The 12,193-nt window shown below is 71.1% G+C and carries 13 protein-coding genes; 5 read left to right on the top strand and 8 right to left on the bottom strand.

The window, feature by feature from the left end; translation table 11 throughout:
- Position 1 precedes the first annotated feature (1 nt).
- Positions 2-820 carry an ABC transporter permease gene (locus ACOACQ_RS09780; RefSeq protein WP_378604674.1) on the bottom strand — a complete coding sequence of 273 codons (819 nt, stop codon included), beginning with the start codon at positions 818-820 and terminating at the stop codon, positions 2-4.
- Positions 817-1,740, bottom strand: a complete 924-nt coding sequence (locus tag ACOACQ_RS09785; protein ID WP_378604671.1) for an ABC transporter ATP-binding protein — start codon at positions 1,738-1,740, stop codon at positions 817-819. The genes ACOACQ_RS09780 and ACOACQ_RS09785 overlap by 4 nt, the downstream gene beginning before the upstream one ends.
- A gap of 142 nt (positions 1,741-1,882) precedes the next feature.
- On the opposite strand from ACOACQ_RS09785, the gene ACOACQ_RS09790 reads away from it, so the two are divergent.
- A complete protein-coding gene (locus ACOACQ_RS09790) occupies positions 1,883-2,527 on the top strand; it encodes a DsbA family oxidoreductase (protein ID WP_420288169.1) in 645 nt (214 codons plus the stop codon).
- Between the two features lie 27 nt (positions 2,528-2,554).
- Here the strand turns inward: ACOACQ_RS09790 and ACOACQ_RS09795 are convergent, their stop codons facing one another.
- From ACOACQ_RS09795 to ACOACQ_RS09820, 6 genes are read right to left on the bottom strand one after another with little or no spacing between them, the layout of a single operon-like run.
- Positions 2,555-3,007 carry a MaoC family dehydratase gene (locus ACOACQ_RS09795; RefSeq protein WP_420288170.1) on the bottom strand — a complete coding sequence of 151 codons (453 nt, stop codon included), beginning with the start codon at positions 3,005-3,007 and terminating at the stop codon, positions 2,555-2,557.
- 42 nt (positions 3,008-3,049) lie between these two features.
- On the bottom strand, positions 3,050-3,610 hold the full coding sequence (locus ACOACQ_RS09800; RefSeq protein ID WP_378604661.1) for a hypothetical protein: 561 nt from the start codon (positions 3,608-3,610) through the stop codon (positions 3,050-3,052).
- Positions 3,607-4,899, bottom strand: a complete 1,293-nt coding sequence (locus ACOACQ_RS09805; protein WP_420288171.1) for a DUF58 domain-containing protein — start codon at positions 4,897-4,899, stop codon at positions 3,607-3,609. The genes ACOACQ_RS09800 and ACOACQ_RS09805 overlap by 4 nt, the downstream gene beginning before the upstream one ends.
- Positions 4,896-5,864: an AAA family ATPase gene (locus tag ACOACQ_RS09810; RefSeq protein WP_420288172.1), complete on the bottom strand. Its 969-nt coding sequence runs from the start codon at positions 5,862-5,864 to the stop codon at positions 4,896-4,898. The genes ACOACQ_RS09805 and ACOACQ_RS09810 overlap by 4 nt, the downstream gene beginning before the upstream one ends.
- Positions 5,861-6,244, bottom strand: coding sequence for a hypothetical protein (locus ACOACQ_RS09815; protein WP_378604652.1), 384 nt, complete (start codon positions 6,242-6,244; stop codon positions 5,861-5,863). Before ACOACQ_RS09815 ends, ACOACQ_RS09810 begins: the two co-directional genes overlap by 4 nt.
- Entirely contained in the window at positions 6,241-6,987 is a 747-nt protein-coding gene (locus tag ACOACQ_RS09820) for a DUF4129 domain-containing protein (RefSeq protein WP_420288173.1), read from the bottom strand. The genes ACOACQ_RS09815 and ACOACQ_RS09820 overlap by 4 nt, the downstream gene beginning before the upstream one ends.
- 84 nt (positions 6,988-7,071) lie before the next feature.
- Here ACOACQ_RS09820 and efeU point away from each other — a divergent pair, with 84 nt between their 5' ends.
- The 4 genes from efeU to serA all read left to right on the top strand — a co-directional run bounded on the left by efeU (position 7,072) and on the right by serA (position 12,106).
- A complete protein-coding gene (gene efeU / locus ACOACQ_RS09825) occupies positions 7,072-7,941 on the top strand; it encodes an iron uptake transporter permease EfeU (RefSeq protein ID WP_378604646.1) in 870 nt (289 codons plus the stop codon).
- A 4-nt stretch (positions 7,942-7,945) separates the two neighbouring features.
- Entirely contained in the window at positions 7,946-9,136 is a 1,191-nt protein-coding gene (gene efeO / locus ACOACQ_RS09830) for an iron uptake system protein EfeO (RefSeq protein WP_420288174.1), read from the top strand.
- 2 nt (positions 9,137-9,138) lie between these two features.
- On the top strand, positions 9,139-10,395 hold the full coding sequence (gene efeB / locus ACOACQ_RS09835) for an iron uptake transporter deferrochelatase/peroxidase subunit (protein ID WP_378604640.1): 1,257 nt from the start codon (positions 9,139-9,141) through the stop codon (positions 10,393-10,395).
- A gap of 121 nt (positions 10,396-10,516) precedes the next feature.
- The gene (gene serA, locus ACOACQ_RS09840; RefSeq protein WP_378604637.1) at positions 10,517-12,106 is read left to right on the top strand and encodes a phosphoglycerate dehydrogenase; all 1,590 of its coding nucleotides are present in this window, start codon (positions 10,517-10,519) and stop codon (positions 12,104-12,106) included.
- Positions 12,107-12,193 lie beyond the last annotated feature (87 nt).

Here is a 12,193-nt window from a genome sequence, read left to right on the forward strand (position 1 = left end):
CTCACTTCACCTCGGAGCGCAGCACCAGGCGCAGGCCGATGGCGAGCGGCAGCACGATCCAGAGCAGCGACGTGAAGCCGAGCTGCGTCCACTCCTGGCCGGTGAGGTTGGTGTCGAACAGCAGGAAGCGGGTCTGGTTCAGGTCGAACCAGCCGGCGTTGTCGGCCCACCACTCCTGCGCCGCGCCGAGTGCGCCCGAGAGGCCGGGGAGCACCAGGTTGACGACGAAGTAGCCGACGATCGCGGCCGGCGAGTTGCGGAACAGCAGGCCCAGCGCGAAGCCGAGGAGCATGCCGAGCTCGTTGGCGAGCACGATCTGGGCGAAGGTCGAACCGGCGATGTCCCACACCGGGTCGGTGCCGTTGATCGCCGCGGTGACCAGGTTGCCGACCGCACCCACGCCGAGGGCCACCAGCATCGACACGGCGCCGATGACCAGGGTGTTGAGCAGCTTCGCGCCCAGGACGGTACGACGGTTCGGCACCAGCGTGAAGGTGGTCAGTGCCGTGCGCTGGCTCCACTCGCTGGTCACCGCGAGCACGCCGATGATCGGCAGCAGGATCGACATGGGGCTGCCCACCGCGGCGGCGAACGAGTCGAAGGTGAGGTCCTCGCGATCGCCGAGGACGATCGTGAGCACGGTCGCGATCACGGAGGCGATGACGATGCTCGCCATCAGCCAGAACCCCGAGCGAGTGTCGAACATCTTGCGGAGCTCGACGTTGAGCACCCGGGTGAACGGGATCCGTGGAGGGGCGGGACGGACGTCCGTGCGGCTCGGCGCCACGACGTCCCGGGGGGCGAGGGTGGTGGCGGTCATGCCGCTGCTCCTTCGTGGTCGGTGTGGCTCGCGACGTCGCGCTGGCTCTCGGCCGTGAGCGCGAGGAACATCTCCTCGAGGCCGGCGCCTTCGGCGGCGCGGAGCTCGGTGACGGGGATGCCGGCAGCGAACGCGGCCTGGCCGACGCGGGCGAGCTCGGCCTCGGCCAGCACGGCGCCGCCCGAGGTCGGGCGGGCAGTGATGCCGGCGGCCGTCAGGGCGGTGGCCAGGGCGACGCCGTCGGTCGCACGGACCAGGGTGCCGGCGCCGGCGAGCAGTTCGTCCTTGGTGCCCTGGGCGACGATCCGGCCGTTGCCGATCACGACGATGTCGTCGGCGATGACCTCGATCTCGTGCAGCAGGTGGGAGGACAGCAGCACGGTGCCGCCGTCGTCCGCGAAGCCACGGAGCAGGTCACGCATCCAGCGGATGCCGGCGGGGTCGAGGCCGTTGGCGGGCTCGTCGAGGATCAGCACCTGCGGGTTGCCCAGCAGGGCGGTACCGATGCCGAGGCGCTGGCGCATGCCGAGGGAGTAGTTGCGGACCCGGCGGCTGGCCTCGTCCGGCGTCAGGCTGACCCGCTCGAGCATCTCGTCGACGCGGGTGCGGGGCAGGCCCATGGTCAGGGCGGCGATGGTGAGGATCTCGCGGCCGGTGCGACCGGCGTGCTGCGCGGAGGCGTCCAGGAGGACGCCGACCTCGCGGCCCGGGTCGGGCAGGTCGCGGAACCGGCGGCCGAGCACGCGGACGTCGCCGCTGCCCGGTGCGGTCAGGCCGACCATGACGCGCATGGTGGTCGACTTGCCGGCACCGTTGGGGCCGAGGAACCCGGTGACCCGGCCCGGCTGCGCGGTGAACGACACGTCGTCGACGGCCTTGAAGCTGCCGTAGGACTTGGAGAGTGACTCGACTGTGATCATGTCGAGAAGACTCGCGGTCCGGGGGCGTCCACCGCGTCGGGCAGATCCCCTGAACCACCCCTGACCGGACCCTGAGGTCCCTCAGGGGTCCCGGGGTCCGCGGCGCCGGAACAACCCCGATGCGCTCGTTGTTCGACCCCACGTGCGTATCGAGATCTGGGCTGACGTCGTGTGTCCGTGGTGCTACATCGGCAAGCGCCGGCTGGAGAAGGCCGTCGGTGGCTTCGAGCACGGTGAGGACATCGAGCTGGTCTACCGCTCCTTCGAGCTCGACCCGTTCGCGCCCGAGGTCGGCACCGAGAGCATCGCGCAGGCGCTGGGCCGCAAGTACGGCAAGGACGAGGCCGGCACCCGGGCGATGATGGCGAACGTCGATGACCTCGCCGCCGCCGAGGGGCTGGAGTTCGACTACGCCGACGCCACGCACACCCGCACGCTCAACGCCCACCGGTTGCTGCACCTCGCGAAGGACCACGGGCTCCAGCACGCGCTGCTCGAGGAGCTGCTGGCGTCGTACTTCTCCCGCGGGGAGTCGCTCGGCGACCACGACGTGCTGCGGGCGGCGGCCGCGAAGGCCGGGCTGGACGCCGCTCGCGTGGACGAGGTGCTCGCCAGCAAGGAGTACCGCGACGAGGTGATGGCCGACATCGCGCAGGCGCGGGCGTACGGCGCCAGTGGCGTCCCGTTCTTCGTCATCGACGGGCGGTTCGGGATCTCCGGGGCGCAGCCGACCGAGGTCTTCGAGCAGGCGCTGGCCCAGGCATGGAGCTCTCGCGCCGCTGGTTGAGGTGCGAGCGGCAGCGAGCCTCGAAACCTAGGGAAGAAGCAGGACGACCGTCTCGGCGACGCAGGCCGGCTTGGTCTCGCCCTCGATCTCGACGGTGTGGCTCACGATGAGCTGCTTGCCCGCCGGGATGTCGACGACCTCGGCGATCTTGACGTGCAGGCGGATGCGCTTGCCGACGAGCAGCGGCGTGGGGAAGCGGACCTTGTTGACGCCGTAGTTGAGCTTCGCCCCCGGGGTGCGCAGCGTGAAGACCTGGCTGCCGAGCCACGGGACGAGCGACAGGGTCAGGTAGCCGTGGGCGATCGTGCCGCCGAACGGGCCGTCCTTGGCCCGCTCCATGTCGACGTGGATCCACTGGTGGTCACCGGTGGCGTCCGCGAACTGGTTCACGCGGCGCTGGTCGATCATCACCCAGTCGCTGGTGCCGAGGTCGGTGCCTGCTGCTTCGGCAACCTCTTCGAACGTCGTGAACACCCGCATGGCTGACTCCTTCTCGACTGGCGTACTCCTGCACTGCCGACACTAGTGTCCTGCCGCCGGGCGCTTCCAGCGACCCGCCAGCCAGGGCAGCGCTCCGGTCGCGAGAAGCGCGATCCCCAGCGCCACCGGTGGTACGTCGACCCGCCCCGTCGCGATGCCGGCGACCGCCGCGAGGACCACCGTCAGTGCCCCCACCTGGGCGATGCGGGCCACGACGCCGCGGAGCACGGCCCGGTCGTCGTCGCGTCCGGGAGGTCCCAGGGCGGCGTGCCCGACGGCGACGTGGAAGACGAGCAGCGCCAGTGCGACCACGACGGTCGGCCCCAGCCGGACGTCCTCGACCACCGCGATCCACCACCCGGCCGTGCCCAGGACGGTCGACAGCGCGAACATGCTGTCGGGGAGGTCGGCCGTCGCCACGGCGAGCACCACCAGGACGACCGCGGGCCACCACGGCGACGTCGGTGCGGCCGCGCGGATGACCTGGGCGGCAATGACGACCGGTGCCACGATCGCCAGCCAGGCCAGCACGTTCGCCACGCTCAGGGTGCCGATGCGATGGCCCTGCCGGTCGCGGAAGGTGAGTCCGCTGGTGGTGCTCATCGGCGCCCCAGCCGTGGGACGGCGGAGCGCCGGGTCAGGTCGCGCAGAACCTGGTCGAGGCTGTGCGGCCCGGTCCACGTCACCACCGGGATGCCGAGGGACGCCATCTGGTCACGTTCGAGCCGACGCTGCAGCATGCGCAGGCGCCACGCGAGGGCCTCCTGCCCGGTCGTGCCCGGGCCGACGCCCTCGGCGAGCTCCTGCGGGAGGGTGTCGATGACGACCACGTCGATGCCGGCGCTGGTCAGCATCGCGACCTGCCGCGTCGACGCCGGCTCGATGAGGGGCGACAGCATCAGCGCGAGGGTGCCGGCGCCGAGGGCCTGCCGCGCGGCAAGCGCATCCTCGCCGCGAGCCGTGCCCGGCTCGATCAGCGACATCGTGTCCAGCAGTCGGCGCAGCTGCAGCCGGCCCGACGCGGACGGAACGAAGCTCACGCCCCAGGCGCCGAACACCCGCATGCCGACCCGGTCGCCGCGACGCAGGAAGTGGTCGGCGAGCACGGCTGCCGCGCGCACGGTCACGTCCATGCTGCTGTGGGCACCGTCGATCCCCTCGCTGTCCCCGACGTCGTTGACCGCATCGACGAGCACGACGACATGGGCGTCCTGGTCGGCGTAGGTCGCGGTGACGTGCAGGCGCCCCGTGCGGGCCGAGGTCGGCCAGTGGATCCGCCGCAACCGGTCGCCCGGTTCGAACGCCCGCACCTTCGCGAACTCGGTGCCCTCGCCCGGTCGACCGGCCCGCTCCATCCCGACCAGGCCGTGGGGGTGGGGTGCCGGCGCTGTGGAGTCGACGGGCTCCGTCGCGGGCAACACCGTCACCTGGAGCCCCGGGAACGCATCCGGCGTCCAGCGCCAGGCCCCCCAGGCGTCGTACGCCGTGACGACGGGGCCGCCGAGACGACGCCGTCCCCAACGGGTGGCGCGCAGGGCGATGTCCGTGGTCGCGGTGCCGTCCGGTGCGGCGACGAGTCGACCGTCCTCCGGTTCGACGTCGAGCCAGCGCTGGCCGGGGTGGAAGGCCGCGAGGGTGCCGCCGGGCGGCATGCCCGTCACGACCGTTCGCCAGCCGAACTCCTCGCTCTCGTGGACGGTCAGCGCTCCTTCGGTCGCGCGCGCGACCGGGACCTCGTCCGGCCGCGCCGCCTGCCCAGCGATCGCGACCAGCACCAGCGGTGAGGCAAGGAGTACGACGTCGACGCGGCCGAGCACGAGTCCGGCCACCAGCAGGCCGAAGCCCGCGACCACGGCGCGCAGGTGGGCATGCGTTGCGCGCCAGGGGTTCACCGGATCCGCTCCCTCGATGCAGCGGCCGGGGCCGGCACGTGGCCGAGGACCGACGTCACCACGGAGCGGCCGGACACGTCGCTCATCCACAGCTCGGGGCGGATCGTGATCCGGTGGGCGAGGGCCGGAACGGCGACCGCCTTCACGTCCTCCGGCGTCACGTAGTCGCGCCCAGCGATCACCGCGAAGGCACGCGACACCAGCATCAGGGCGAGGCCGCCGCGGGGCGACGACCCGACGAGCGTGTGGTGGTGGCTCCGCGTGGCACCGGCGAGTGCGACGCAGTAGCGCCCGACGTCCGGATCGACGGTGACGGTCTCGACCGCCCGCTGGATCGCCATCAGTCCCTCGGCGTCGGTGACGGTCCGGACGGTCTGTTCCTCCTGGCCGCGGGCGAGGCGCCGACGCAGCACCTCCCACTCCTCGCCGGCCTCCGGGTAGCCGAACTCGACCCGCAGCAGGAACCGGTCGAGCTGGGCCTCGGGCAGGGGATAGGTGCCTTCGTACTCGATCGGGTTCGCCGTCGCGAGGACGTGGAAGGGTGCCGCCAGCGGGAAGGTCTCGCCCTCGACCGTCACCTGCCGCTCCTGCATCGCCTCCAGCAGGGCTGCCTGGGTCTTCGGTGGGGTCCGGTTGATCTCGTCGGCCAGGAGCAGGCCCGTGAACAACGGGCCGGCGCGGAACTCGAACTCCGACGTGCGCTGGTTGTAGATGAACGATCCGGTGAGGTCGGCCGGCAAAAGGTCGGGGGTGAACTGTGCGCGCTTGAAGTCCAGCCCGAGCGCCTGCGCGAACGACCGCGCGGCCAGGGTCTTGCCCAGTCCCGGGAAGTCCTCGAGCAGCACGTGACCACCCGCCACGACTCCCGCCAGCACGAGCGTGAGGGCCTCCCGCTTGCCCACGACAGCCGTCTCGACCTCGTCGAGCACCTGCTGTGCCAGACGCGAGGCCTCGGCCGGACTCACAGCGCCTCGAGTGCGTCGAGGGTGGTCGCGAGGTCACGCCGGTAGCGGTCGGCCGAGTCGAGCGGTGGCGCATCCAGGAACCGTCGTACGACGGCGGGCAGGGCCGCCCGTGGATCGACATCGGCCGGCCCCGCGAGCACGGACGTCGTACTCAACAAGCGGTCGACGATGCCGACCAGCTGGGCGTGCACGGTGGCGGGATCACGAGCGCCCAGCAGTCGCGCGAGGTGGGTGAGCTCGAGGTCGTGGGCCCGGTTGTCGCGGACGTGGAGCGGCTCGTCCTCGGGCCATGCGGGAGAGACGACGTCGTTCGCGACGGCGATGGCGTAGACCAGCAAGCCGCCCACGGCGACGGCGGCGCACACCCAGGCAACGATCATCGGTGGCCTCCCGGCGTTCGGCTGCGAAGTCCGTCGAGCAACGTGGCCAGGCAGGTCGCTGCCTCGTCGCGTTGCCGATCGGTGATCGGGTGGGACGAGAAGCGGGCCTCGCGGTAGAGGCCCGCGAGGCGGCCGATCACCTCCCCGTCGAGCGTGTACGACGACAGCACCCGCTCCACGAATTCGCTCGGGGTGTCGGCGGGGTTGCGCACGAACCACTCCGACTCGGACGCGTGCTCCAGGCGCAGCCAGGCCGCCACGATGCTGTTGCGCGCCGAACCGTGGGCGAGGTCGTCGAGCGCGCTGCCGAGCGCGTCGGCGAGGACCTCGTCGGTCTCGTCCTCGGGATCGGGTTGCGGGGACGGGAGCAGCGTGGGGCGCAGCTGGTCGCCGGACAGGCGTCGCCGCCGGAACGACATCCGCAGCCGGGCGACCAGGCCGATGACCAGGGCGACGAGGGCGGCCAGCAGGACCAGTGCGGCCAGTCGGCCCGACACCAGGGACGTGGGCTCGGCGCCGTCCCGGTCGTTCTCCTCGATCCGGTCCCGGTCGACGGCTTCCTCGTTGTCCCCGTCGGACTCGGGGATCGGGTCGTCCTCACGCTGTTCGACCCCGGTCCGGTCGTCCCGGGCGATCGACTGCAGGCCCTCGCCGGACGCGGTCACCAGCACGCAGAGAGCGAGGACCAGCGCGCCCGACGCCAGCAGCGCGCGCGACCCGTACCCCATGACGGGAGTCCCCATGGACGGAGGCTACGCCGCTCCGGGGTCCACGGACAGCGACCCCGGTTAGGTGAGGCTAAGCAAACGGGCGTACATTTCCGGATCGTGCTCGCCAACTTCCTGATCGGACTCCGCGAAGGCCTGGAGGCCGCGCTCGTGGTGAGCATCCTGGTGGCGTACCTCGTGAAGACCGGTCGGCGCGAGCTGCTGCCGCGGATCTGGCTCGGGGTCGGTGTCGCCGTCACGATCGCGCTGGCGTTCGGCGCGGCCCTCACCTTCGGCCCGCGCGGCCTGACCTTCGAGGCGCAGGAGGCCATCGGCGGGACCCTCTCGATCGTTGCCGTCGCCTTCGTGACCTGGATGATCTTCTGGATGGCCACGGCCGCCCGCGGACTGGGCGCGGAGCTGCGTGGCCAGATCGACCGGGCCGCCACCGGCAGCCGCTGGTCCCTGGCGCTGGTCGCCATGCTCGCCGTCGGACGTGAGGGCCTGGAGACGGCGTTGTTCCTCTGGGCGGCGACCGAGGCCGGCACCCGCGACGCCGCCGGCGTCGTGGCCCCGACCTGGGAGCCGCTGCTCGGCGCCACGCTCGGGATCCTCTGCGCCGTCGTCCTCGGCTACCTCATCTACCGGGGCGCGATCAGCCTCAACCTCTCGGTCTTCTTCACCTGGACCGGGGCGTTCCTGATCCTCGTGGCCGGAGGCGTCCTCGCCTACGGCATCCACGACCTGCAGGAGGCCGGGATCCTCCCGGGCCTGCACGACATCGCCTTCAACGTCTCGGCGACGATCCCACCGTCGTCCTGGTACGGAACCGTCCTCAAGGGCGTCTTCAACTTCTCACCGGTCACCACGAAATTCGAGGCCGCTGCCTGGCTCGCATACGTGCTCCCGGTCGGCGCCCTGTTCCTGATCCGCCCGCGACTCATCGCGTCCCGACCTGTTCGATCCCACCGCCCACTCCAGGAGAACTGACTCCATGCGCAAGACCCTGCTCGCCTCGCTGGCCACGCTGGCCGTCGTACCCGCCCTCGCCGCGTGCACCGAGAACGCGTCGACCGACGCGGAGGACGGCGACGCCCGGGCCCTCACGGTCGCCTCGAGCAAGGACGCCTGCGAGGTCTCGGCCTCGAGTGCTCCCGCCGGCACGATCAGCTTCGACGTCACCAACAGCGGCTCCGACGTCACCGAGTTCTACCTGCTGGCCGAGGACGGCCTCCGGATCATCGGCGAGGTCGAGAACATCGGGCCGAACCTGACCAAGACACTCACCGTGACCGTCCCCGCGGGTGGCTACGTCACGGCCTGCAAGCCCGGCATGGTCGGCGAGGGCATCCGTGCCGACTTCAAGGTCACCGGTTCCGACGAGAAGGTGACGGTCAGCGCCGACGAGGCCGAGCTCATCGAGCAGGCCACGAACAACTACCGCGCCTACGTCCAGGACCAGACCTCGCAGCTGCTGGTGAGGACGAAGGAATTCGTCGAGCTCTACAAGGCCGGCGACAAGGACGACGAGGCCCGGGCGCTCTACCCGGTCGCCCGCGAGCACTGGGAGCGGATCGAGACCGTCGCCGAGTCCTTCGGAGACCTCGACCCGAGGATGGATGCCCGCGAGGCCGACGTCGACTTCGCCGCCGGTGAGAAGTGGACCGGCTGGCACGCGATCGAGAAGGACCTGTGGCCGGCCCGTGCGGAGAAGTACGCCGCCTGGACGCCCCAGGAGCGCGCCACGTACGCCGACGACCTGCTGGCCAACACGGTCGAGCTCGACAAGCGGGTCCAGGCCACGGGTGCGGACGCGCTGGAGTACCCGCTCGACTCCATCGCCAACGGGTCGCGCGGCCTGCTCGAAGAGGTCGCGACCGGCAAGGTCACCGGCGAGGAGGAGTTCTGGTCGCGGACCGACCTGTGGGACTTCCAGGCCAACGTCGACGGCGCGCGGATCGCGTTCGAGGGCGTGCAGCCGGTGCTGGAGACCAAGGACCCCGAGCTCGCCCAGCAGCTGACCACCCGCTTCGCCGAGCTGGACGAACTGCTCGCCGGCCACCGCAAGGGTGAGGGCTTCGCCTTCTACGACGAGCTGAGCAAGGACGACGTCGACAAGCTCGCCGCCGCCGTCAACGCGCTCTCCGAGCCGCTGTCGCACCTCACCGCTGCGGTCGTCTCCTGACGATGGTGAGCCAGGTCAGCAGGCGTGGTCTCCTCGGCGGTGGCGTTGCCGCCGCCGGGGTTGCCGGGGCGTTCGTCGCGGGACGCGGCACCGCCGGTGAGGACGCGGGTACGGCAGCCGTGTCGTCGTACGCCTTCCGCGGGAAGCAGCAGGCGGGCATCGTCACGCCTGCCCAGGACCGGCTGCACTTCGTCGCGCTCGACGTCACCACCGAGGATCGCGACGAGCTGATCGGCCTGCTGAAGCAGTGGACCGAGGCAGCCGAGCGGATGACGCAGGGCGGTTCGGCCGGTCCGGTGGGACCCGTGTCCGGTGCGACCGACGTACCGCCGGACGACACCGGCGAGGCGATCGGCCTGCCGGCCAGCCGGCTCACGATCACGTTCGGCTTCGGGCCGACCCTGTTCCGGACCGCCGAGGGCAAGGACCGGTTCGGGATCGCCGACCAGCGCCCCGAGGCGCTGGAGCCGCTGCCGCACTTCCGCGGCGACGTCGACGACCCGGCCCGCAGTGGCGGGGACATCTGCATCCAGGCCTGCGCCGACGACCCGCAGGTCGCCGTCCACGCCATCCGCAACCTGGTCCGGATGGGCTTCGGGGTCACCGCGGTGCGCTGGTCCCAGCTGGGCTTCGGCCGTACGTCGACCACGTCGACCAGCCAGTCGACGCCGCGCAACCTGTTCGGGTTCAAGGACGGCACCGCCAACGTGAAGGCCGAGGAGGCCCAGGCGCTCGCCGAGCACGTGTGGGTCGGCGAGGCCGACGACGAGGCCGCTGCGTGGCTCACGGGTGGCTCGTACCTCGTCACCCGCCGCATCAACATGACCATCGAGGTGTGGGACCGGCAGCCGCTCGGCGACCAGGAGCTGTTCGTCGGCCGCACCAAGGACGCCGGTGCGCCGCTGTCGGGCGGCGACGAGTTCACCGACCCCGACTTCGACCTGCCGGGACGCAGCGGACCGATCATCCCTGCCGACGCGCACGTCCGGATCGTCCACCCGGACCAGAACGACGGTGTCCGGATGCTCCGGCGGGGTTACAACTTCGTCGACGGCAGCGACGACATCGGCGGTCTGAACGCCGGCCTGTTCTTCATCGCCTACGTCCGCGACCCGCGCACCCACTTCATCCCCGTGCAACGGCAGATGGCGTCCAGTGACGCGCTCATGGAGTACCTCCGGTTCACCGGTTCCGCGCTGTTCGCCGTACCTCCCGGCGTGGCCGCGGGGGAGTACGTCGGCCAGGGCCTGTTCGGGTGACCGACACCGCGTCCGGATCGCGTTCACCAGTTCGTAACAGTCTCCCGCGGCGGGTACTGTGGCCACTGGCACAGTGTCGTGCAAACCCTTTCACCCGCACGATCCTGTGAAGGACCTCGCTGTGACTTCTCGTCCCGTCGTACTCATCGCCGAAGAGCTGAGCCCCGCCACTGTCGAGGCGCTCGGCCCGGACTTCGAGATCCGCCACTGCAACGGTGCCGACCGCGCCGAGCTGCTGCCTGCCATCGCGGACGTCGACGCCATCCTGGTGCGGTCCGCGACGAAGGTGGACGCCGAGGCGCTCGCCGCGGCGAAGCGGCTCAAGGTCGTTGCTCGTGCCGGTGTGGGCCTCGACAACGTCGACGTGAAGGCAGCCACCCAGTCGGGCGTCATGGTCGTCAACGCGCCGACCTCCAACATCGTCTCCGCCGCCGAGCTCGCCGTCGCGCTGATGCTCGCCGCGGCCCGCCACGTGTCGCCGGCCCACGCCGCGCTCCGCAACGGCGAGTGGAAGCGCTCCAAGTACACCGGCATCGAGCTCTTCGAGAAGACCGTCGGCATCGTCGGCCTGGGCCGCATCGGCGTCCTCGTCGCCCAGCGCCTGTCCGCCTTCGGCATGTCCGTCATCGCCTACGACCCCTACGTGCAGGCCGGTCGCGCCGCGCAGATGGGTGTTCGCCTCGTCGACCTCGACACGCTGATGGCCGAGTCGGACTTCATGTCCGTGCACCTCCCCAAGACCCCCGAGACGGCTGGCCTGATCGGCGCCGAGCAGCTGGCCAAGGCCAAGTCGTCGCTCGTCCTGGTCAACGCCGCCCGCGGTGGCATCGTCGACGAGGCCGCGCTGTACGACGCCCTCAAGACCGGTCGCATCGCTGCCGCCGGCCTCGACGTGTTCGCCAAGGAGCCGTGCACCGACAGCCCGCTGTTCGAGCTGGAGAACGTCGTCGCGACGCCGCACCTCGGCGCCTCCACCGACGAGGCGCAGGAGAAGGCCGGCATCGCCGTCGCCAAGTCCGTCCGCCTCGCGCTCTCCGGTGAGCTCGTCCCCGATGCCGTCAACGTCCAGGGCGGCGTGATCGCCGAGGACGTGCGGCCCGGCATCTCCCTCACCGAGAAGCTCGGCCAGATCTTCACCGGTGTCGCCGGCGAGGTCGCCCAGCAGCTCGACGTCGAGGTCCGTGGCGAGATCGCCGAGCACGACGTCAAGGTGCTCGAGCTCGCTGCCCTCAAGGGTGTCTTCAGCAGCGTCGTCGAGGACCAGGTCTCCTACGTCAACGCGCCGCTCCTCGCTGCCGAGCGCGGCGTCGCCGTGCGCCTGGTCACCGAGAGCGAGAGCCCCGACCACCGCAACCTGATCACGCTCCGCGGCACCCTCGCCGACGGTGCGCAGGTGTCGGTCAGCGGCACGCTCGTCGGCATCCACCAGCGCGAGCGGCTCGTGGAGGTCAACGGCTACGACATCGACATCGAGCCCACCGACCACCTCGCCTTCTTCACCTACGTCGACCGCCCCGGCATGGTCGGCACCGTCGGCCAGGTCCTCGGCCAGGCGCAGGTCAACATCGCCGGCATGCAGGTCTCCCGCGAGACCAAGGGCGGCGAGGCGCTCGTCGCACTGTCCGTCGACTCCGCCATCCCGGCCGAGACCCTTGCCGAGATCGAGGCGGCCATCGAGGCCACCTCGATCCGAGCGGTGGATCTCGTTTAAGCGCGACTTGGGGTTTGTCACGCGCGAGTTGGGGTTTGTCACCTTCGAGTTGTGACTTGTCGACGTACGTCGCCGTGACAAACCCCA

The sequence above is a fragment of the Nocardioides sp. CPCC 206347 genome (genome assembly GCF_048654605.1).
Lineage (GTDB): Bacteria > Actinomycetota > Actinomycetes > Propionibacteriales > Nocardioidaceae > Nocardioides.